22 protein-coding genes are annotated in these 19,180 nt (G+C 46.3%); 9 read left to right on the top strand and 13 right to left on the bottom strand.

Annotated features, from left to right (window positions below; translation table 11 throughout):
* Positions 1-14: 14 nt before the first annotated feature.
* The 3 genes from tnpA to ACOGW3_RS12275 form a co-directional block, all read right to left on the bottom strand.
* Positions 15-449: an IS200/IS605 family transposase gene (gene tnpA / locus ACOGW3_RS12285; RefSeq protein WP_419901154.1), complete on the bottom strand. Its 435-nt coding sequence runs from the start codon at positions 447-449 to the stop codon at positions 15-17.
* Between the two features lie 95 nt (positions 450-544).
* Entirely contained in the window at positions 545-2,038 is a 1,494-nt protein-coding gene (locus ACOGW3_RS12280) for a CocE/NonD family hydrolase (protein ID WP_419903238.1), read from the bottom strand.
* Positions 2,035-3,045 carry a mandelate racemase/muconate lactonizing enzyme family protein gene (locus ACOGW3_RS12275; protein WP_419903237.1) on the bottom strand — a complete coding sequence of 337 codons (1,011 nt, stop codon included), beginning with the start codon at positions 3,043-3,045 and terminating at the stop codon, positions 2,035-2,037. The genes ACOGW3_RS12280 and ACOGW3_RS12275 overlap by 4 nt, the downstream gene beginning before the upstream one ends.
* On the opposite strand from ACOGW3_RS12275, the gene ACOGW3_RS12270 reads away from it, so the two are divergent.
* Positions 3,032-4,264: an ISL3 family transposase gene (locus ACOGW3_RS12270; RefSeq protein ID WP_419901077.1), complete on the top strand. Its 1,233-nt coding sequence runs from the start codon at positions 3,032-3,034 to the stop codon at positions 4,262-4,264. The two genes, ACOGW3_RS12275 and ACOGW3_RS12270, sit on opposite strands and share 14 nt — an antisense overlap.
* 6 nt (positions 4,265-4,270) lie before the next feature.
* On the opposite strand, the gene ACOGW3_RS12265 is transcribed toward ACOGW3_RS12270, so the two are convergent.
* From ACOGW3_RS12265 to ACOGW3_RS12255, 3 genes are read right to left on the bottom strand one after another with little or no spacing between them, the layout of a single operon-like run.
* Positions 4,271-4,489: a hypothetical protein gene (locus tag ACOGW3_RS12265; protein WP_419903236.1), complete on the bottom strand. Its 219-nt coding sequence runs from the start codon at positions 4,487-4,489 to the stop codon at positions 4,271-4,273.
* Positions 4,490-6,130: a GH3 auxin-responsive promoter family protein gene (locus ACOGW3_RS12260; RefSeq protein ID WP_419903235.1), complete on the bottom strand. Its 1,641-nt coding sequence runs from the start codon at positions 6,128-6,130 to the stop codon at positions 4,490-4,492.
* Positions 6,127-7,461: a sterol desaturase family protein gene (locus ACOGW3_RS12255; RefSeq protein WP_419903234.1), complete on the bottom strand. Its 1,335-nt coding sequence runs from the start codon at positions 7,459-7,461 to the stop codon at positions 6,127-6,129. The genes ACOGW3_RS12260 and ACOGW3_RS12255 overlap by 4 nt, the downstream gene beginning before the upstream one ends.
* A 134-nt stretch (positions 7,462-7,595) precedes the next feature.
* On the opposite strand from ACOGW3_RS12255, the gene ACOGW3_RS12250 reads away from it, so the two are divergent.
* Both ACOGW3_RS12250 and ACOGW3_RS12245 read left to right on the top strand, forming a co-directional pair.
* Complete coding sequence (locus ACOGW3_RS12250; protein ID WP_419903233.1) at positions 7,596-8,327, top strand: helix-turn-helix domain-containing protein; 732 nt, start codon at positions 7,596-7,598, stop codon at positions 8,325-8,327.
* A gap of 126 nt (positions 8,328-8,453) precedes the next feature.
* On the top strand, positions 8,454-8,672 hold the full coding sequence (locus ACOGW3_RS12245) for a hypothetical protein (RefSeq protein ID WP_419903232.1): 219 nt from the start codon (positions 8,454-8,456) through the stop codon (positions 8,670-8,672).
* A gap of 91 nt (positions 8,673-8,763) precedes the next feature.
* Here the strand turns inward: ACOGW3_RS12245 and ACOGW3_RS12240 are convergent, their stop codons facing one another.
* A complete protein-coding gene (locus ACOGW3_RS12240; RefSeq protein ID WP_419903231.1) occupies positions 8,764-8,895 on the bottom strand; it encodes a hypothetical protein in 132 nt (43 codons plus the stop codon).
* On the opposite strand from ACOGW3_RS12240, the gene ACOGW3_RS12235 reads away from it, so the two are divergent.
* The gene (locus tag ACOGW3_RS12235) at positions 8,882-10,114 is read left to right on the top strand and encodes an ISL3 family transposase (RefSeq protein WP_419901077.1); all 1,233 of its coding nucleotides are present in this window, start codon (positions 8,882-8,884) and stop codon (positions 10,112-10,114) included. The genes ACOGW3_RS12240 and ACOGW3_RS12235 overlap by 14 nt on opposite strands.
* Before the next feature lie 47 nt (positions 10,115-10,161).
* On the opposite strand, the gene ACOGW3_RS12230 is transcribed toward ACOGW3_RS12235, so the two are convergent.
* Positions 10,162-10,416 carry a hypothetical protein gene (locus ACOGW3_RS12230; protein ID WP_419903230.1) on the bottom strand — a complete coding sequence of 85 codons (255 nt, stop codon included), beginning with the start codon at positions 10,414-10,416 and terminating at the stop codon, positions 10,162-10,164.
* 209 nt (positions 10,417-10,625) lie between these two features.
* Here ACOGW3_RS12230 and ACOGW3_RS12225 point away from each other — a divergent pair, with 209 nt between their 5' ends.
* Complete coding sequence (locus ACOGW3_RS12225; protein ID WP_419903229.1) at positions 10,626-11,228, top strand: hypothetical protein; 603 nt, start codon at positions 10,626-10,628, stop codon at positions 11,226-11,228.
* A 14-nt stretch (positions 11,229-11,242) separates the two neighbouring features.
* Here the strand turns inward: ACOGW3_RS12225 and ACOGW3_RS12220 are convergent, their stop codons facing one another.
* Positions 11,243-11,794: a bifunctional transcriptional activator/DNA repair enzyme AdaA gene (locus ACOGW3_RS12220; RefSeq protein ID WP_419903228.1), complete on the bottom strand. Its 552-nt coding sequence runs from the start codon at positions 11,792-11,794 to the stop codon at positions 11,243-11,245.
* A gap of 140 nt (positions 11,795-11,934) precedes the next feature.
* On the opposite strand from ACOGW3_RS12220, the gene ACOGW3_RS12215 reads away from it, so the two are divergent.
* Positions 11,935-12,702: an isocitrate lyase/PEP mutase family protein gene (locus ACOGW3_RS12215; RefSeq protein WP_419904049.1), complete on the top strand. Its 768-nt coding sequence runs from the start codon at positions 11,935-11,937 to the stop codon at positions 12,700-12,702.
* A gap of 138 nt (positions 12,703-12,840) precedes the next feature.
* Positions 12,841-13,374 carry a cytochrome b gene (locus ACOGW3_RS12210; RefSeq protein ID WP_419903227.1) on the top strand — a complete coding sequence of 178 codons (534 nt, stop codon included), beginning with the start codon at positions 12,841-12,843 and terminating at the stop codon, positions 13,372-13,374.
* Between the two features lie 4 nt (positions 13,375-13,378).
* On the opposite strand, the gene ACOGW3_RS12205 is transcribed toward ACOGW3_RS12210, so the two are convergent.
* The 3 genes from ACOGW3_RS12205 to ACOGW3_RS12195 all read right to left on the bottom strand — a co-directional run bounded on the left by ACOGW3_RS12205 (position 13,379) and on the right by ACOGW3_RS12195 (position 14,371).
* Positions 13,379-13,828: a GFA family protein gene (locus ACOGW3_RS12205; protein ID WP_419903226.1), complete on the bottom strand. Its 450-nt coding sequence runs from the start codon at positions 13,826-13,828 to the stop codon at positions 13,379-13,381.
* A 182-nt stretch (positions 13,829-14,010) separates the two neighbouring features.
* Positions 14,011-14,226: a fasciclin domain-containing protein gene (locus tag ACOGW3_RS12200; RefSeq protein WP_419904048.1), complete on the bottom strand. Its 216-nt coding sequence runs from the start codon at positions 14,224-14,226 to the stop codon at positions 14,011-14,013.
* Positions 14,135-14,371: a hypothetical protein gene (locus tag ACOGW3_RS12195; RefSeq protein ID WP_419903225.1), complete on the bottom strand. Its 237-nt coding sequence runs from the start codon at positions 14,369-14,371 to the stop codon at positions 14,135-14,137. Before ACOGW3_RS12195 ends, ACOGW3_RS12200 begins: the two co-directional genes overlap by 92 nt.
* Here ACOGW3_RS12195 and ACOGW3_RS12190 point away from each other — a divergent pair.
* Complete coding sequence (locus tag ACOGW3_RS12190; protein WP_419901077.1) at positions 14,358-15,590, top strand: ISL3 family transposase; 1,233 nt, start codon at positions 14,358-14,360, stop codon at positions 15,588-15,590. The two genes, ACOGW3_RS12195 and ACOGW3_RS12190, sit on opposite strands and share 14 nt — an antisense overlap.
* Before the next feature lie 168 nt (positions 15,591-15,758).
* Here the strand turns inward: ACOGW3_RS12190 and ACOGW3_RS12185 are convergent, their stop codons facing one another.
* On the bottom strand, positions 15,759-17,009 hold the full coding sequence (locus tag ACOGW3_RS12185) for a UbiH/UbiF/VisC/COQ6 family ubiquinone biosynthesis hydroxylase (protein WP_419903224.1): 1,251 nt from the start codon (positions 17,007-17,009) through the stop codon (positions 15,759-15,761).
* A 586-nt stretch (positions 17,010-17,595) separates the two neighbouring features.
* Here ACOGW3_RS12185 and amt point away from each other — a divergent pair.
* Complete coding sequence (gene amt, locus ACOGW3_RS12180; protein WP_419903223.1) at positions 17,596-18,969, top strand: ammonium transporter; 1,374 nt, start codon at positions 17,596-17,598, stop codon at positions 18,967-18,969.
* Positions 18,970-19,180 lie beyond the last annotated feature (211 nt).

Genomic DNA, 19,180 nt, shown 5'->3' with positions numbered 1-19,180 from the left:
AACCGCTAAAGCGGTTATGGATTGAATATATCCATTTGGTCAAAGTACTTATCACGCTCTTCTTGCGTTCTGATATACTCCCTCACCATCTGTTCATCGAGCCCTACAGTTGAGACGAAATATCCACGGGCCCAAAAATTTTCACCCTTGAAATTCCGTGCTTTATTTTTGAATTTTCGAGCTATGGCAATCGCGCTTTTTCCTTTTAGGTATCCAACGACTTTTGAAACAGCATGTTTGGGCGGTATGCTGATACACATGTGAATGTGATCCGGCATCAAATGGCCCTCCTCAATCTTACTTTCGCGATGCCCGGCCAGTTCATGGAAAATTTCACCAAGATACTGACGTAGGTTGCCATAGATAACTTTTTGCCTGCGTTTAGGGATGAAAACCACGTGGTATTTACAATCCCATCTCGTATGTGCAAGGCTTTTGTAATCTCTCATCGGCTAATTCCTTTGTTATTTTGGTCAATAAACAAAGAAATGTAAGACCGTGGGAACGGTCAAACCATTGAGAGTCCCCCGGCATAGCCGGGGGTTTACCGGATTAAATTATAAGCCGTTCCGTTTGGGTGAACATCAACCAACTTCACCGTAAAATCCGTGGAAACAGCATCGGTTGAAACGTAAAGCACAGCTTTGACAGGCCCTGTCACCTCGACTGATTTCGTTAATTTCTTTGTTGAATAGACTAAGACATCCTCACGATTTTCAATGCCATTTTGTATTTTCACTCCCGCTCGATCCCCTAGCATAGCTCCTCCCGCTGTCGGCGTTGATGCGAGGGGATCATACCTATATTCATCGGCCACTTCTTTGCTCACTGGCGGATCAAGCGTAAGCAGACCATCGCCCTGTAAAGAACCGGCATTTCCATCACTATGAAGGAACAAAGAACCGTAGCGGGTTCTGGCAAGCGGCCATTCATTTTCATCCCGCCATTGATTGATACCCATGACAAAAATTTTCACCCGCGCCATATCCAATGGCGCATCTGTGACCCCAAGGTGATGGTCAAACCAGGGAATGCTTGGCGCGACGCTGGCTGCCCGATAGGGGATATCATCCTCGGCCCCCGGCAAATCAACATTGGCGGCATGCCCCCAGGGCCCAATGATCAAACGTGTTTCGTCAGAAATCTTTTTATTTGCCTGGCTTGTTATTTCTTCGAAATCATTCAGCTGTGTTGGCAGAAAAGGATCGAACCAACCGCCTAACAACAGAACAGGTGCTTGTACATCTACGGCTCTTTTGTTGCCGTCGATCTGTTGCCAATAAACTTCGTTCTGTTTATTCAAAAGCCAGTCATCATAGAAAGGGGTATCCCCAATGGCCATGTTATCAGCTTCAATCAGAGGTAAAACTGAGAAACTACCCTCTAAGTCATCGTAGCTAACGTCGCGGTCACGTTCACCCCGGCTTCTAACCGTCCAATAAAGCGCACTTTCCAATGAGAAGGCATTTCCCGGAAAGAACATCTGTCGAAAATCAGTGCTCGCAATTTGTATAAAATAGGCATCTGCACCCGTTTGTTTCTGGTCGGATATTGACCACTGAGTGTGCCCAAAGGCTGAGCCGCCCCACATTGCCAGTCGCCCATCAAACCAGGGCTGTTTTTCAAGCCAGTCCAGAGTTTCCAGTCCGTCATTCCGTTCGTGGATCAGTGGATAAAATTCCCCGTCAGATTCATAACGCCCACGGGTGCCTTGAATGACGACAGTATAACCTCGACTTGCCCAGTAACGGCCGATAACGTCCGAACGCAAAACATTAAAGTAGGTTTTGGTGAAGGGAATTCGTACCAGGACCGTCGGCGTCTTCTCCAACCCTTGGGGGTGATGGATATCAGCGAGCAACCGAATGCCATCTTTGGTCGTGAAGCCAGCTCGGCGTTCTGTCCACACCTCATGGGTGGCCTCACGGATCCCTTCATTGGGCAAGAAAGTACGATTGGCGATGAAATCAATTCCCGAGGCGCAGCCTGAAAGGACGAAGATAATAAGTACCGATGCTAGGCGTTTTAGTTGCTTCATAACGAAAACTCCAATCCAAAACCATCACGGTTGAAGCGGTGTCCTCTTTCCAACTTTCCTGACGCACCAAACATGATCGGCGAAGCCACAACATCTCTCTCCAATAAATGTGTTCCAAAAGCCCCTTCTTGAGCGATGACAACATTAGAATAAGCGCTGGCAACCGTTAGAGCGGCTCTGGTCAAGATACTGGTTTCACCGACTTGGGCCCCAACAACAATGGGGATATTTAGTGCCTCGGCCTTTTCTGCGATTAACAGGGACCTCAAAACCCCACCCATTTTCGATAGGCGCAGGTTAATAACCCATGGTTCGAGATTACCTTCCAAATGATCGAACTGCTCTACCCGCAAGAAACTTTCATCCAGGATTATCGGAATACCCAGCGCATTATAAATGACTTCACACCCGGCATAATCGCCAGGTTTGAGAGGCTCCTCCAATGCTGAGAATGGATATTCCAGGGCCGAAATATACGCGACAGCCTGTTTTGGTTGCTCCCAAATGTTATTACCGTCAAGCCGGACGACGATCTTCTGCCCCAAGCTTTTAAAGAGGGCTATTGTTGCTTTATCCTCATTCAAGTTTCCTGAAACCTTGACTTTAAATGCCTGGAAACCCGATTGACGGTATTGCTCCAATTGCTTCGCAAAGGCCTCAAGCCCGTTACAACCCAATACGGCCGTATATTGAAACTCTTCCAGCAATGGCGGTCTTGATAGCAACTTCTCTACGGTCTGGTGCCTGTCCTGAGCGAGCATATCCAGAATTGCCAGCTCGATCGCACACCAAGCCGCGGGATTCTCATCGATGGCTTTGAAATTGGACATCACCCAGGATTTCAACTGATCCAGGCAGGTGATCTCTAAAAACTCGTTTTGATGGCGTTGAAAAAACTGGCTCTTCTCCGCTTTGTTGAGTAGAAAAAGATGCCGACCGCCAAGTAACCTGTTGATATGTATGGTTTCTGATAACTTTACATAGAGCAGGTATATGACAATCAACATCTCGCAGCATATTTTAGGCCTCAAAGGGCAACGTGTAAATGAAATTAAACTGGATGACGGCGGTGTTAAGATTGTCATTCACTGCAGCCGAGACGCGCGTAGGAGGGCTATAGACCCTGCTACAGGCCAGAAGGGAAGCATCAACCAGCATGTCCGCCGACAAGTAAACGACATCCCCCTTTTTGGGTATCCTTGTGTGGTCGAGATTGAGCTGGCGCAGGTTTATATTAACAAGGGCGAACGCCGCATTGAGGGGTGTGATTTTGTTGATAAAGGGTGCCGTTTCACTCACCGATTTTGCCGACTGATCAGTGGATTATGTCGGCATATGTCTATTCAAGCGGTTTCCAGACATTTGGATATACGATGGGAAACGGTCAAGAATATCGACAGGGCATACCTTATTGAAACTCTCCCTACGCTTGATCCTGCAGAGCTAACTGGCTTGGAATATATTGGTGTAGATGAAGTTGCCCGGGCGAAAGGTCATGACTACATGACGGTGGTCTACGATATGGTTGGCGGTCATCTGATCTGGGTTGAAGCAGGCCGAACTGCCGAGGTTTTTTCAAGGTTTTTGAAACAACTGCAACCAGATACAGCCTGCAAAATAAAGGCCGTAGCGATGGATATGGGGCCTGCCTACCAAAAGGCTGTCAGAGAGTCCTTGCCGTTGGCCGACATAGTATTTGACCGTTTCCACGTCATGAAAAACTACAGCAAAGCTATCCATAATCAGCGTCGACTTGAGTTCAGAAAGGCCGATCCAAGTGGTAAAGAGTTGATGAAAGGGACACATTATCTGTTGCTCAAAAATGCGGATAAGTTGAGTGAAAAACAAAGTGACAAGCTGCAAAGGTTGCTGGAGAGCAATAGCAACCTGAATGCACTTTACGTCTTGAAAGAACAGCTTCAGCTGCTGTGGAGTGCCGCTTCATTTGAGGCGATGGCGGAGCAACTGGAACGTTGGTGCCTGATAGCAGATCAGTCACAGATGCTCTATCTAAAAAAGTTCGCGAAATCCCTACGGAAACATTGTGTGGGCATCTGCAACTACGCCAAACACAAGCTCACAAGCGCCAGGATAGAGGCTGGTAATGTCAGTATAGGAATGATCCGTAAGCGAGCCAGAGGCATCAAGGATACCGAATACTTCAAACTCAAAATTAGACAATCATCCATTCCAGATAATCAATCTATGCTCTATTTGAAATCCTAAATCTACTCAACAAAGCGGAGAAGTGCCAAAAAACTGCTGTACTGAAGCTGTGGTTTCTCCGGTTACATATTTTCGCGGACACCCTTCTCCATAACCGGTATGACCTTGTTTTGAGTGGGCTTTAACCAATACCGCCTCAGTTACCTTTCTGGTCGCCGATGCATGGCTGAAAGATTGTTTGAAGGGGATTTCAATTTCTTCGATTGTTATGAGGTCAATTGTCATCTATTTGCACCTATGCTGGTCAAAGTTAAAACTGCAATCTTTCACCTCTTGCAGGTGTAACAATTTGAATTGGCCTTCACTCTGACCTTCGGCAATGCAATGGTTTCGATAAGCTTCCGCCGTGCCTTCTTTTAAGAAAACAACCGAAGTTTTCTTCAGACGACCACTTTCGCGTTTGGCTTTAAATTCGATATTTATCTCGCTGAGATATCTTTCCAGAGACAATACAATATCGGTATCCAGCTCACTTTCAGGGTCTTCTTCAATAAACAGTTGATATTTGATTTTGTCTGGACAGCCCAACATCATGAAAAAATTAAAGTCCAACGAACGTTCAATTTTCAATTTTCGGATAGCCTCCAGAACATGGTTTTCGTAAAGTTTTTCACCGGTCAGATTTGTAACGCCCCTGCCCTTTTGAACGAAGCGAATGGTCGGCGTATTGTTGAACCAACCATCGACCTCAACAATGTCATTGATGAAGTATCGAAACAGGCCGTTCTGGGTCGTCACAACCACATAATATTGCTGACCTTCCCCAAGCATATCCACAGTTAAGAAATCCGGGTCATCCTCGCCCCACTGGTCGCGCTCGACAAACTCAAAGAAGTTTTCATGGATTGTCGGGATCGATTTATTATTCAACACATCAACAGTAATGCTGCCGCGAAATTCACTTGATAAATAGCCCATTTCAACAATCTTGGTAGATTGTTTCAGCAGCTTTTTGACGTTCGGAATCTGAATTGCACAGTTACCCCCCGTCCAAGTCGTTACTGACTTTAAATTAGGCCAAATATTCTCAAAACTTACGCTCCCCACTAAAGGGTTTGTTAAATCACCAAAGATTGATGTCGCTCTTAATTCCCTTGCTCGTATGGGATTGGGTTTCAGGCCATAGCGATTGCCCTCGGCAATTACCTCTACCAAATCATTAAATCGATTTTTTAGAATCTCGGCGATTTTCAATAGAGTTGATGGGTTGGCCGTTGCAATCAGGGTGATATTCTTTTCAGACAGGGCAAAGGCTGTGATCAGAAAGTATTTGAGATCACTATCCTTAATCTCAAAAATTTGCGGCGGGACAACATATTTTTCATTTACGAATTTAGGCATAGATTGATAGATCAAACCGGACATAGATCCATAGGGCGTACCCGTGTCGAGACTTCCCTCCACTGCCGGACTGACTATCGCCAGTATTTTTCCATCGAAGACACCGGGGATTCCCAAATATTCAGCATAAGCAACACAATGCTGGCTACGACGATATTGTGAAACCGTCTTTCGCAATATCGGGATAAATTTTGACCGCCCTGTGGTCCCGCTGGTTTGCGCATACATGATCGGTTGGGAAGCATTCAAACTCGGTGTATTTTTACGCTCCTGTTTTTCGATAAGAGGTCGTAAATCTTCGTAGAACTTAACCGACACCAGCCGCTTATACTCGGCATAGGTTTTAATGGATGAAAATTTATGCGCCTTGCCGAATTCTGTATTTCTGTTCTTTTTAAGGATCGCCAGGAGTAATTTTTCCTGTACAGTTCTGGGCGCACGGGACTGCCTCATTAAAGGCGCCCAGCTTAAGTAGCGAACCAAAACCATTTTCAGATGAATAAGCAAGTTAAAGACAAAACTCATTTTTGGCATTGTTTTACCTTATCCAGTCCGTTGACAAAGGGGGATTTCAGTTTCGCACCAAAGCCTGTGGGATAATCGCGGTTGATCAATCCAAGCTCACCAACCAACCGATCTTTGGGTAGATAGTGTGTGCCAAAAATCAGATCCCATATGATGAGATTGTTGCCATAATTATTGTTTGATTCGGAAATTTTACGGGAATGATGCCAGCGATGGAGCTCGGGTCCGCTGACAATATAATTCAATGGCCCCAAATAAATCCGTCCGTTGGAATGCTGAAAAAATCCATTAATCGCATAAAATACGAAGTAGGCAGCGAGAACATCACTTGAAAGGCCCAGCAAAGTAAATGGCAGCGCATCAACACAGAATTGAGCCGCTTTCTCAATCGGATGGAAGCGCCCAACATTCATCCAGTAAAGTCGTTTTGGCGCATGGTGGACCGCATGGAAACGCCACGGGAATGAATGGTTATGACAAGCCCGGTGCATCCAATATCTGGGGAAGTCTGCGACCAGCAACATCAATCCGGCTTGTACAATCAAGGGGTATTCATGTGGCCAAAACCATTCAACAGTAAACCCAAAATCCTTGAAGTAACCGGAAACCATAACGACAAGGGTTATGGAGAGGAAATAGGGCAGCACGACCTGCACAATAATCATGAACAGGCTATCTGTGCCGATTTCTTTGCTACTCGGGCGCCAATCCTCGCGGAAAGGGAACAGATACTCATGCAGAGTAATGAGTATCGCGCCCGTTAAAACCGATGCATAGGACGCTATAGTCACATTAAGCCCTGCCACCGTAGCCGCGCCATAAAGAGCAAAACAGAACAGCATGATCCCCGGATAAGAGCTGACCGCCACTAGTCTCGAGATAGGCGATGGCCCCTCAAAGTAGAGACGACCTTCCTTAAGCTTTTTGTATAAATAGTGACCGATCAGTAAAATGCAGCTTGCCAGAACAAGGTGAAAAAAAGCCGGAAGGTGTTTTGAAAACCATGGCTGGCTCGAAAAAATCGTAAACCCGGCAATTAACCTAAATGTCATAGTCGCAAAATAAAGCCCCCCCAAAGAAAAGCAGGCGTAATACTTCCAGCGGTTTGGAGTAATCAAATCCGCTTTGATCCGACAAAGAGCAATTACCAACAGGGTGATGATAATCACCTGAGCGCTCAAGAGCCAAGGGTAGGGTAAAACAGCCCCGTGCCATTCTGAGAATGGTGGTAGAAAAGAAACCGGGGCAAAAGACTGAACAAGTTGTGTAACTACCCGTAAAACGAACAGGCCAGTTAATGCCAACAAAAACATAAAATGAAATGATCTCATTCGTCAGACCTCTACCCGTAATAAACCGCTATGGACGACTTCAATAAAGGCAGAGGGTGGCGATTTACTCAACATTCAATCAGAAAGTTGCTATATAGTGACATTAGGTATCAATATATGATACCTAATGTGATATGAGCGAGACAGACACACTTATCAGCACCTTAAAAGTACTCCTGAAACAGAACGGCAAAACATATAAAGATGTTGCGGCCATCCTGGGCCTTTCAGAAGCGAGTATCAAAAGGCAGTTCTCAGTCAATAATTTCACGCTAAAACGGTTGGAAAAAATTCTCGATGCAATGGGGCTGGATATTAGCGACTTATTTGAGGCTCAACGTCGAGCACAATTAAAAATAACTCAGCTAACCGATCAGCAAGAGCGAGAAATCGTGTCCGATCCCTTGCTGTTGATCATCACCGTCATGGTGTTAAACCGATGGACGCTTGCTGAAATTACAACACATTATCAAATATCGAAACCGGAATGCATCGGCTATCTGCTTGTGCTGGATCGATTAGGCCTTATCGAACTACAGCAGAACAATCGCATCAAACTACTGGTGCCTTCTGATTTTTCCTGGCGAGTGAACGGCCCTATACAAGGTTTTTTCCTAAAGAATATCGCGACCGAGTTTTTAAACTCAAACTTTGACGAAGAAGGCAGTACCCTTATCTGCTTGAACGGAATGTTGGCCTCTTCCGCAAAAGAGACCATAGAGCGCGCCATGTCACGCCTGGTTACCGAGTTTAACGAGTTAAGCCACGATGCATCACACTTGCCTATGTCAGAAAGAGAAGGCACCACTTTGGTTGTCGCCAAACGAGGCTGGCATTTCAGCATGTTCGAACCTTACCGAAGATAACATCGCGAATAACAACATATATATCTTCACTAGCTCACCCAACCGACTTTTCTAAAGGTTGGTTTACAAGTAAGCTAGAAATTGCTCTTACACTTGGTAAGCAACATATAGCAGAAAGATAGCGTAATGGGATCAGGATCGACACGACCAAACAATGCCGATGACAAAATGATCGCTTCTATTGAGCGCGGTAATGACAACGAGTTTAAAGATCGTAGCCCAGGTAAAAACTTGGACACCAAACTCATCAAAGAAAAAGAAGCAAGAGAGAAAAAAATACAGGACAAAACCGACCGGTTGAGAGCGTTGAGATTAGCTGCTGAAAAAGAAGCTAAGGCTAAATAAATACAAAACACCCCGTAGAAATGTCATGAGCTACGAGGGCTTCCAGACGTCAGGAATTCAGACCTAAATTGCCTTGATGCAAAGCTTTGCGTCACTGTAAAACGATGACAAGTTGGCTCTTCTCCGCTTTGTTGAGTAGAAAAAGATGCCGACCGCCAAGTAACCTGTTGATATGTATGGTTTCTGATAACTTTACATAGAGCAGGTATATGACAATCAACATCTCGCAGCATATTTTAGGCCTCAAAGGGCAACGTGTAAATGAAATTAAACTGGATGACGGCGGTGTTAAGATTGTCATTCACTGCAGCCGAGACGCGCGTAGGAGGGCTATAGACCCTGCTACAGGCCAGAAGGGAAGCATCAACCAGCATGTCCGCCGACAAGTAAACGACATCCCCCTTTTTGGGTATCCTTGTGTGGTCGAGATTGAGCTGGCGCAGGTTTATATTAACAAGGGCGAACGCCGCATTGAGGGGTGTGATTTTGTTGATAAAGGGTGCCGTTTCACTCACCGATTTTGCCGACTGATCAGTGGATTATGTCGGCATATGTCTATTCAAGCGGTTTCCAGACATTTGGATATACGATGGGAAACGGTCAAGAATATCGACAGGGCATACCTTATTGAAACTCTCCCTACGCTTGATCCTGCAGAGCTAACTGGCTTGGAATATATTGGTGTAGATGAAGTTGCCCGGGCGAAAGGTCATGACTACATGACGGTGGTCTACGATATGGTTGGCGGTCATCTGATCTGGGTTGAAGCAGGCCGAACTGCCGAGGTTTTTTCAAGGTTTTTGAAACAACTGCAACCAGATACAGCCTGCAAAATAAAGGCCGTAGCGATGGATATGGGGCCTGCCTACCAAAAGGCTGTCAGAGAGTCCTTGCCGTTGGCCGACATAGTATTTGACCGTTTCCACGTCATGAAAAACTACAGCAAAGCTATCCATAATCAGCGTCGACTTGAGTTCAGAAAGGCCGATCCAAGTGGTAAAGAGTTGATGAAAGGGACACATTATCTGTTGCTCAAAAATGCGGATAAGTTGAGTGAAAAACAAAGTGACAAGCTGCAAAGGTTGCTGGAGAGCAATAGCAACCTGAATGCACTTTACGTCTTGAAAGAACAGCTTCAGCTGCTGTGGAGTGCCGCTTCATTTGAGGCGATGGCGGAGCAACTGGAACGTTGGTGCCTGATAGCAGATCAGTCACAGATGCTCTATCTAAAAAAGTTCGCGAAATCCCTACGGAAACATTGTGTGGGCATCTGCAACTACGCCAAACACAAGCTCACAAGCGCCAGGATAGAGGCTGGTAATGTCAGTATAGGAATGATCCGTAAGCGAGCCAGAGGCATCAAGGATACCGAATACTTCAAACTCAAAATTAGACAATCATCCATTCCAGATAATCAATCTATGCTCTATTTGAAATCCTAAATCTACTCAACAAAGCGGAGAAGTGCCGACAAGTTATTCGCCAACAGCTATTTACAATACCTTGATTTCTGTTGGTTTATCAATTTCTTCTGAGTGGCAGAGCTGTTTCGGGAAGCTTTGATAGTACCAGTAGTATTTTTTGTACTCTTAGGGCTATTTGTTAGGGCGCAATCCTCACTTTCTCCCTCAATACCTTCCAGTTTAATATGTTGATTAGAAGCAGAAAACGCCGTCGACATCATAGCAGCTGACATAAACGACAGGCAAATTACACAAAGAGCACTTTTAAATTTAAATTTCATAACTCGACTTCCTCGAATGATATTGGTGTTGTTATTTATCAGTCGTTATCGATTACAAAATAGTTCAATTTTTCTTTTAATAATTCAAAAAGCTTAAAACCATAAAGACAACTAATTACCAATAATTTGAATTTTCGTGTAGTTTGAAGGCTTCAAGCAAGTGCTCACAACTTTAGTTTCATTTCCTTATCTTCCTATGAGGTCAGAACATGTTGACTACTTCTTTCACCATCTTATCCAAAAGAATAGGACAGATCAGACGACTTGGTCGTATTTTCCTGGTAACAGCCTTTTGCGTCTTCATCACACCTTTCCCTGCACTTTCTCAGGCAACAACAACTAACTGCAGCCCAAAATCCTTTAACAAACACGTTAAAATAGTCAGCACTTTCCGGATGATGGAAGTATTCCTCAACACCCTAATGCACGCACAAACACACGCGATTTTAGAAGTTCAAACAGGTATTCCGATGAGTGGGGATGATGGTGGTTTCTATGGCCCTCTGGGACTATTGGGAAAGACAATGGACAAAGTCGAGATCGAGATGAAGTCCGTTGTGAAAGGAACAAAACGCCTGAAATTTGATGACCAGACAGCACTTCGGTTTAAAGAAATCTCTGAGAAGGGAGATGAAATAATCGCTGTCGGTTTTGAAATGGTCTCGATACTAAAGAAAAATGAGATAACAGGAGCTACGCAGCTATTTATGGATCGCTCAATGCCAGCTTACAGAGACGCCTTTGGTGCGGTTCACACCGTCATCTCGGGAACCGAACGTAGCTCTTCTCTTCAGACCCTCAAATGCAGATGAGCCCAAACTATGAATCACCGACGTATCGCTGAAGGCGGCCTGCCATAGAGCTCTGAGAACACCGCATTAAATCGCCTCAAGCTACCAAAACCAGAAGCAAAGGCAATATCTGTCATGGAAAGATCGGTGTCATTGAGCAGGCGTTTGGCGCGTTGGATGCGATAGGTTTGGGCGGCTTGCAGGGGGCTGGCCCCGAAGTGTTTACTGAACAGGCGGGTGAGGTGTCGGGAGCCGATGCCGAGGCGGTCTGCCAGCTCAATCACAGACCCCTCGTCCAATGCGCCTTCGTTAATCAGCTTCAAGGCCCGATTAACGGTTGATTTTGATCCTTCCCAAGCGGGGCTGAAGGGGGCAGTTTCAGGGCGGCAGCGTAGGCACGGGCGTAGCCCTGCGGCCTCCGCAGCCGGAGCGGTCTCGAAAAACTTCACGTTTTTAGTCAGCGGCAGCCGCGCCGGACATACGGGCCGGCAATAGATATGGGTTGTGAACACCCCGACAAAGAACACCCCGTCATAGGCCGGGTCTCGTATCAGGCGGGCTTCATTACATTCGTCAAAATCTAACATGTTACAAATTTACAAAATTAGTCCGACTTTGTAATGCGGAATAAATGACCACGTCCGTTTCCGACCAGCCAATGGAAATTCAAACGGCTAAGAAGGCACAGGAAAAGATACACCAGCCGACAACCGACAGGACCAAATTTATGACCTCTTCACACAGCAAAGCACAGATACTCCACACGCTTCATAAAAAAGGCGACCCGCTTATTTTACAGAACATTTGGGATGCAGGCAGTGCGAAAGTGGCCGCCAGTTCTGGAGCCAAGGCCATTGCCACGGGCAGTTGGTCTGTGGCGTCCGCTTTCGGGTTTGAAGACGGCGAACAACTGCCGCTTGAACTGGCACTTGGCAACATCGAACGTATTAGCGAATGCGTCGATCTCCCGGTGAGCATGGATATTGAAGCGGGTTACGGCAAAGCACCAGAAGACGTCGGACAAACCGTAAACCTCGCGCTCAAGAACGGTGCCGTTGGTTTCAACCTCGAAGACCAGAAAATAGCCGGATCAGGTCTTTTTAGCATCGAACAGCAATCCAATCGGATCAAGGCTGCACGTACCGCTGCAGATACACTCGATATCCCGGCCTTTATCAACGCCCGTACCGATGTGTTCCTTCAGGCCAGTCCGGATAGCAATAAGGCAGAACTGTTTGCACAGGTTGTCCCTCGGGCCAAGGCTTACCACGCTGCCGGTGCTGATGGGCTTTTTGTGCCCGGCCTCATCGATGCTGATTTGATCGAAGAGCTTTGCAGCACTTGTCCCCTTCCGATCAATATCATGGTTATGCCGGGCTGTCCGACAATCGATGAACTCACCAAGTCAGGCGTGTCCCGTATCAGCTACGGCCCCGGCCCCTATCAAGCAGCGATGAAGCTACTCGAAGAGGAATGCCGTAAGGTTTACGCTTAAGTAGGGATTATTTTCACAAAAACTCTTACCGGGCGACAGATTTACCAAGGCAGTAACGTTAAAGAGGCTCAACCTACGTAAAATCATGACAACTGATCATGAATGATAACGAAGCGATAGAGCAGGGGCCCCTCAAATATGACTGATGTCTTTAGTAAAGATGGCTATTCGAGGCTATCAATAGTGATCCACTGGTTGACAGCAATCATTGTCTTCAGTCTATTTGTGACCCATGAAGCGGCATCCGGTAGCACGGGCCGCTTCATCCACGACAGTGTTGGCGCGGCGGCAGGTTTGTTCTTGCTATGGCGGGTTTGGTACCGTGTCAGCCAGGGCACAACGCATAAACCCAACCAGGCACTTATTTACAACATCGCGTCTCAAATCGTTATCTGGGGATTTTTGGTATCGTTGGTTTTGGTAGTGCTCACTGGCTATTTTCTGCCCTGGTCCCTGGGCGCGCCTGTTGATTTTCTCGGGGTGATCGATATTCCTTCGCCAATCGGAGGGTATCCTGGCCTCCATCAAGTTCTTGAAAAAATACACGATGTTGCCGGAACCTTGTTTTTACCGCTGCTCGGCCTGCATCTCATCGGGGCTGCCAAACACGCCTTCATAGACAAGGATGGTATTGCCCAACGCATGTTCAAATCGATTACCGGCGGACGCTAGGTATTTATATAACCGGACCAATTTGATCAGGTTCCCGACCTGCTTTTGGAAGCTCAAAGTAACGGGGGAGCTGATCGGAAATTTCAAACCAGCCAATGCGTTGCTCGTGAAAGACATGTTTTTTTGGCGGAAAGAGATCAGGCTCGTCCAAGGTGCCAATAAAAAACCCAATAAGCCTCTCTCCCTGCCATTCCGCCTCATACGAAAGCGGAGTACCGCAATCACCACAAAATGTTCTATTTATATCTGGCGACGATTCATAAACTTTGCGGCTTCCCTGCAAGAACTGTACGCAGCTATCAGGATATACGGCATAAACAACCGCAGGCGCGCCGGTCGTTTTGCGGCACGATTCACAGTGACAGACAGCCACATATTCAGGTGTCTGTGTGACTGTGTATCGAATGGCACCGCAATGACAGCCACCAGTCGCTTTATCAGGATAGTCACTCATCATTCTTCTCCCCGGTAGAGTACTTACTTATTTATCGCTGAGGATAATATGCCTGAATATTGCACTAATTTCTATTAATCCATTTTCTGGATTGAATAAGAGCTTAACAATAATCCGGCGCAGGATTGATCGCTCAATTCTTACGCCGGATTTTATAGCCGGGTGTAATTTTCGTTATCTTATTAGGATTTAGGAAGTAGTACTTTATCAATCACATGGATCACACCATTGGACTGATCGACATCTGCGATGGTGACGTGAGCTATCGCGTTTTGGCCATCCTTGATCGAGATTACACCGCCTTTTTTATACATCGCGGTAAACTCGCAACCGCCAACGGTTTTGATAATGTGTTCGCCACCATCGTCCTTGATCATTTTTTTGATCGCACCGGACATGGCATCGGCGGCCACCACATGACAGGTCAAAATTTTGGCTCTTCTCCGCTTTGTTGAGTAGAAAAAGATGCCGACCGCCAAGTAACCTGTTGATATGTATGGTTTCTGATAACTTTACATAGAGCAGGTATATGACAATCAACATCTCGCAGCATATTTTAGGCCTCAAAGGGCAACGTGTAAATGAAATTAAACTGGATGACGGCGGTGTTAAGATTGTCATTCACTGCAGCCGAGACGCGCGTAGGAGGGCTATAGACCCTGCTACAGGCCAGAAGGGAAGCATCAACCAGCATGTCCGCCGACAAGTAAACGACATCCCCCTTTTTGGGTATCCTTGTGTGGTCGAGATTGAGCTGGCGCAGGTTTATATTAACAAGGGCGAACGCCGCATTGAGGGGTGTGATTTTGTTGATAAAGGGTGCCGTTTCACTCACCGATTTTGCCGACTGATCAGTGGATTATGTCGGCATATGTCTATTCAAGCGGTTTCCAGACATTTGGATATACGATGGGAAACGGTCAAGAATATCGACAGGGCATACCTTATTGAAACTCTCCCTACGCTTGATCCTGCAGAGCTAACTGGCTTGGAATATATTGGTGTAGATGAAGTTGCCCGGGCGAAAGGTCATGACTACATGACGGTGGTCTACGATATGGTTGGCGGTCATCTGATCTGGGTTGAAGCAGGCCGAACTGCCGAGGTTTTTTCAAGGTTTTTGAAACAACTGCAACCAGATACAGCCTGCAAAATAAAGGCCGTAGCGATGGATATGGGGCCTGCCTACCAAAAGGCTGTCAGAGAGTCCTTGCCGTTGGCCGACATAGTATTTGACCGTTTCCACGTCATGAAAAACTACAGCAAAGCTATCCATAATCAGCGTCGACTTGAGTTCAGAAAGGCCGATCCAAGTGGTAAAGAGTTGATGAAAGGGACGCATTATCTGTTGCTCAAAAATGCGGATAAGTTGAGTGAAAAACAAAGTGACAAGCTGCAAAGGTTGCTGGAGAGCAATAGCAACCTGAATGCACTTTACGTCTTGAAAGAACAGCTTCAGCTGCTGTGGAGTGCCGCTTCATTTGAGGCGATGGCGGAGCAACTGGAACGTTGGTGCCTGATAGCAGATCAGTCACAGATGCTCTATCTAAAAAAGTTCGCGAAATCCCTACGGAAACATTGTGTGGGCATCTGCAACTACGCCAAACACAAGCTCACAAGCGCCAGGATAGAGGCTGGTAATGTCAGTATAGGAATGATCCGTAAGCGAGCCAGAGGCATCAAGGATACCGAATACTTCAAACTCAAAATTAGACAATCATCCATTCCAGATAATCAATCTATGCTCTATTTGAAATCCTAAATCTACTCAACAAAGCGGAGAAGAGCCACAATTTCAACACCACACCTATTACATAACACGGCTCAATGTTAGAGGTGAACTCAGGCAACTTTATGTCCTAAGTGTTCTTAAGAACAGAATCTCGACACTCTCACAGCTGTGTTTATCGTTTAGGTTAATGAACAAACTCTAAAGACTTTTACCCTGCATCAAACGAGGGAGATCACCAACGATTCCCATGGCGTGTTTCATAAAAAACCGCTTGACCGGGGGAATTTTATCGATAGTGGCCAAGCCAATATCTCTCGCGACCCTTACAGGAGCTAAATCGTTGGAAAAGAGCTTCACCAATCCATCCATAGCTCCTAGCAAGAGTACATTATCGAAACGGCGCCACTTGGCATAATCTTCCAGCACCTGCGGAGATCCAATATCCAGACCAACTCTACGCGCATCAACGATCACTTCCGCCAGAGCTGCAACATCCCTAAGGCCGAGATTCAATCCCTGGCCAGCTATGGGGTGCATACCGTGAGCAGCATCCCCAACCAAAGCCAGACGCGTATCAATGTAACGTTCGGCATGCAGCGAACTCAGAGGATAAGACCAACGCATATCTGTGACGGAAAATTCCCCGAGACCCTCTCCAAAACGACGGTGCAGTTCGTTGGCAAAATCTTCATTACTCATGGCAATATAGCCATCCACAAGCTCTCTCTTTTCTGACCAAACCAGAGAGGATCTATGAATCCCCTCTTCACTATCTGGTAAGGGAAGAAGTGCAAAGGGCCCTGAGGGTAAGAAATGCTCAAACGCAATACCGTTGTGGGGCTTTTCGTGTACGACGGTACAGACAATGCCGTTCTGCTGGTAATCGGTTTCCGCAACCTTAATACCAGCACTTTTACGTAGTTGAGATCCTCGCCCGTCAGCACCGATGACAAGACGTGCTTTAATTTTTGTGCCGTCTTCCAGTTGGGCTCTAACGCCCTTTTTATCTCTTTCAAGCTCTGCCACAGTATGAGGAGCCAAATGATGCAAGGTACTTAGTTCTGCAGCTTTGGCATGGGTTGAGAGCCGTATCGCACGATTTTCAACAATCCAACCCATCGGCATATCTCCGACTTCGCTAAAATCATAGGACATTGATAACGGAGACGCGCCCCGGTCAATCTGGCCATCAGTAATTTCAATAAAACGAATTGCTTCTGCCGCCCATGACATCCCGCCCCAAAGGCCGACCTGATCGAATACCCGCTGAGAGCCCAGCGCAATAGCCGATGATCGACCGTCGAACGGTGAAGCCTTTTGTGTGGAAGGTTGTTCGCGGTCCACCACCGCTACTTCGAGCCCCGCCCCTGCAATAGCAACACCAAGGGTAAGCCCGACAAGTCCCCCACCAACAATCAGAACTTCAACAGATGTATCTTTTTCAGCCATGTTTTGAGCCGGTCTCTTTGCTAATGTATCGGTTTGGCCAACGAGTCTCTCGATAAAAGTCATTTATCAATTTCAAAGGCTTCTCTCTTATATAAAAGGGATTAACCTCTTTGCCAAAAGATTACCGTCCGCAAATGTGAACCTGCGGCAATTTCACCAAAATTTGATGGGCCACCGGTAACAATTCAAATATACGATCCCCAATTACCTATCCGGAATTGAAAGTAATTTTTGGGCTTGAGACGATTCATACGGCCCCACGCTTTTATGGGAGGGTCAGGAGTACTAACTATAATCCCGGAACCCAAAAAGCGATTCCTGTTAATTGGTTAGTTTCTATGAAGCACCGCTCTACTTTAATCAGTAAATATGAAGCCTCTTTAGTAGTGGTTAAAATTTAATCACATGACCATTGATGATTATTAATTAGGCATATAATATGTGCGCTGCACAATCAAACATCACAAAACATTGCCATATACAACACCTATCTCATTGTTTTTATTAAATTATAATAAATTATAAAAGTTGGCACGTTTCTTGGATTTAACTAAGCAGTCCCAGAACGCAAAAAATGGAAAAAACAATGTCCAGCTTTCTCAATCCCAGCAAAAAAGTTGCTGCCTTAGGCGCCTCTTCAGTTGCTCTGATGTTTTTCACTATGCCTGCACAGGCTGCGGTAACCGAAGAAACCGCATTTGTATTCAACACATTCTCATTTCTCGTAAACGGCGTTCTGGTTATGTGGATGGCCGCCGGCTTTGCAATGCTCGAAGCAGGATTGGTCCGCAGTAAAAACACCGCCGCTATATGCCTTAAGAATATAGCGCTCTATTCAATCGCAGGACTGATGTTCTATCTGGTCGGTTACAACCTACTTTATACAGGCGTATCAGAAGGTGGATTTATTGGCACCTTCTCCTTCTTGTACGATTCAAGTGAAGCAGAAGTTGCACTTCTTTCGGCTGATGCCACCACTGAAGAACTGATCACTGCTGTTACATCCAATGGCTATTCTGTGATGTCAGACTGGTTCTTCCAGATGGTTTTTGTCGCGGCAACGGCTTCTATCGTTTCAGGCACATTGGCCGAGCGCATTAAATTTTGGCCCTTCATGGCTTTCATTTGCATTTTGACAGGCATTATTTATCCAATCCAGGCATCCTGGAGCTGGGGTGGCGGCTGGTTATCTGCCCTTGGCTTTAGTGACTTTGCAGGATCGAGTATTGTGCATTCCGTCGGTGGCTGGGCGGCCTTAACAGGCGCCATCATCCTCGGCCCACGTAAAGGGAAATATGCTGCAGATGGCCGTGTGAAGCCAATTCCAGGATCTAATCTACCCCTTGCAACACTCGGTACTTTTATTCTTTGGATGGGATGGTTTGGCTTCAACGGCGGCTCTCAACTTGCTCTGGGTTCTGCTGCTGATGCCGTCGCTATGGCTATTGTTTTTGTTAATACGAACATTGCTGCTTCTGCAGGCGTTGTTGTTGCGATGTCACTGACACAGATCCTCTACAAGAAAATCGACTTAACAATGGCACTGAACGGCGCACTTGCTGGTCTTGTCGCTATTACAGCTGGACCGGACGTGTCCCACGCCTACATGGCCGTTATCATTGGCGGCATCGGTGGCGCAATCGTGGTCTTCGCCGTTCCCCTTCTCGATAGCTTGAAAATCGATGATGTCGTCGGCGCAATCCCGGTTCACCTTTGTGCTGGCATCTGGGGCACGCTTGCGGTTGGTATCTTTGGGTCAGGAGATATCGTATCTCAGCTTACGGGGGTCTTCGCAATTGGCGCCTTTACCATTGTTTGCAGCGTTATCGTTTGGTTTGCTCTCAAAGCTACTGTTGGTATTCGGATTACCGAAGAAGAAGAATACAACGGTCTGGATGTAAGCGAACTTGGACTGGAAGCTTACCCTGAATTTGGTCGCGGATCTCAAAAACTCGTTTGATTAAATTTAGCCTCCCAGCTGAAAAGGGTGGGTTTACCGTTTTGTGTGAACCCACCAAAGAGTTTTCACCACCTTTTTTTAAAGACGCTTTTTCTTTAGGCCCTGCAGACCGCTATCCGAGCTCTTTCCTAGCAGGGTCTTAACTTACCGCCTGTTGCCCCCCGCAGCAGGCGGTTTTTTTAGATGTTTTTTTGTGTTCATTTGAAAATAT

The sequence above is a fragment of the Kiloniella sp. genome (assembly GCF_965205715.1).
Taxonomy (GTDB): domain Bacteria; phylum Pseudomonadota; class Alphaproteobacteria; order Kiloniellales; family Kiloniellaceae; genus Kiloniella.
Note: the sequence above shows the minus strand (reverse complement) of the source record. Positions and strands in the feature narration are given on the sequence as shown.

What these genes read in the sequence shown, in the direction of transcription:
- ACOGW3_RS12235 (WP_419901077.1), top strand. Translation starts at nt 8,882, where the DNA reads ATGACAATCAACATCTCGCAGCATATTTTAGGCCTCAAAGGGCAACGT.
- ACOGW3_RS12280 (WP_419903238.1), bottom strand. Translation starts at nt 2,038, where the DNA reads ATGAAGCAACTAAAACGCCTAGCATCGGTACTTATTATCTTCGTCCTT.
- ACOGW3_RS12190 (WP_419901077.1), top strand. Translation starts at nt 14,358, where the DNA reads ATGACAATCAACATCTCGCAGCATATTTTAGGCCTCAAAGGGCAACGT.
- ACOGW3_RS12275 (WP_419903237.1), bottom strand. Translation starts at nt 3,045, where the DNA reads ATGTTGATTGTCATATACCTGCTCTATGTAAAGTTATCAGAAACCATA.
- ACOGW3_RS12205 (WP_419903226.1), bottom strand. Translation starts at nt 13,828, where the DNA reads ATGAGTGACTATCCTGATAAAGCGACTGGTGGCTGTCATTGCGGTGCC.
- ACOGW3_RS12230 (WP_419903230.1), bottom strand. Translation starts at nt 10,416, where the DNA reads ATGAAATTTAAATTTAAAAGTGCTCTTTGTGTAATTTGCCTGTCGTTT.
- ACOGW3_RS12255 (WP_419903234.1), bottom strand. Translation starts at nt 7,461, where the DNA reads ATGAGATCATTTCATTTTATGTTTTTGTTGGCATTAACTGGCCTGTTC.
- ACOGW3_RS12240 (WP_419903231.1), bottom strand. Translation starts at nt 8,895, where the DNA reads ATGTTGATTGTCATATACCTGCTCTATGTAAAGTTATCAGAAACCATA.
- ACOGW3_RS12265 (WP_419903236.1), bottom strand. Translation starts at nt 4,489, where the DNA reads ATGACAATTGACCTCATAACAATCGAAGAAATTGAAATCCCCTTCAAA.
- ACOGW3_RS12200 (WP_419904048.1), bottom strand. Translation starts at nt 14,226, where the DNA reads ATGTCCGGTGCGATCAAAAAAATGATCAAGGACGATGGTGGCGAACAC.
- ACOGW3_RS12210 (WP_419903227.1), top strand. Translation starts at nt 12,841, where the DNA reads ATGACTGATGTCTTTAGTAAAGATGGCTATTCGAGGCTATCAATAGTG.
- tnpA (WP_419901154.1), bottom strand. Translation starts at nt 449, where the DNA reads ATGAGAGATTACAAAAGCCTTGCACATACGAGATGGGATTGTAAATAC.
- ACOGW3_RS12195 (WP_419903225.1), bottom strand. Translation starts at nt 14,371, where the DNA reads ATGTTGATTGTCATATACCTGCTCTATGTAAAGTTATCAGAAACCATA.
- ACOGW3_RS12270 (WP_419901077.1), top strand. Translation starts at nt 3,032, where the DNA reads ATGACAATCAACATCTCGCAGCATATTTTAGGCCTCAAAGGGCAACGT.
- ACOGW3_RS12185 (WP_419903224.1), bottom strand. Translation starts at nt 17,009, where the DNA reads ATGGCTGAAAAAGATACATCTGTTGAAGTTCTGATTGTTGGTGGGGGA.
- ACOGW3_RS12245 (WP_419903232.1), top strand. Translation starts at nt 8,454, where the DNA reads ATGGGATCAGGATCGACACGACCAAACAATGCCGATGACAAAATGATC.
- ACOGW3_RS12225 (WP_419903229.1), top strand. Translation starts at nt 10,626, where the DNA reads ATGTTGACTACTTCTTTCACCATCTTATCCAAAAGAATAGGACAGATC.
- ACOGW3_RS12215 (WP_419904049.1), top strand. Translation starts at nt 11,935, where the DNA reads ATGACCTCTTCACACAGCAAAGCACAGATACTCCACACGCTTCATAAA.
- ACOGW3_RS12220 (WP_419903228.1), bottom strand. Translation starts at nt 11,794, where the DNA reads ATGTTAGATTTTGACGAATGTAATGAAGCCCGCCTGATACGAGACCCG.
- amt (WP_419903223.1), top strand. Translation starts at nt 17,596, where the DNA reads ATGTCCAGCTTTCTCAATCCCAGCAAAAAAGTTGCTGCCTTAGGCGCC.
- ACOGW3_RS12250 (WP_419903233.1), top strand. Translation starts at nt 7,596, where the DNA reads ATGAGCGAGACAGACACACTTATCAGCACCTTAAAAGTACTCCTGAAA.
- ACOGW3_RS12260 (WP_419903235.1), bottom strand. Translation starts at nt 6,130, where the DNA reads ATGAGTTTTGTCTTTAACTTGCTTATTCATCTGAAAATGGTTTTGGTT.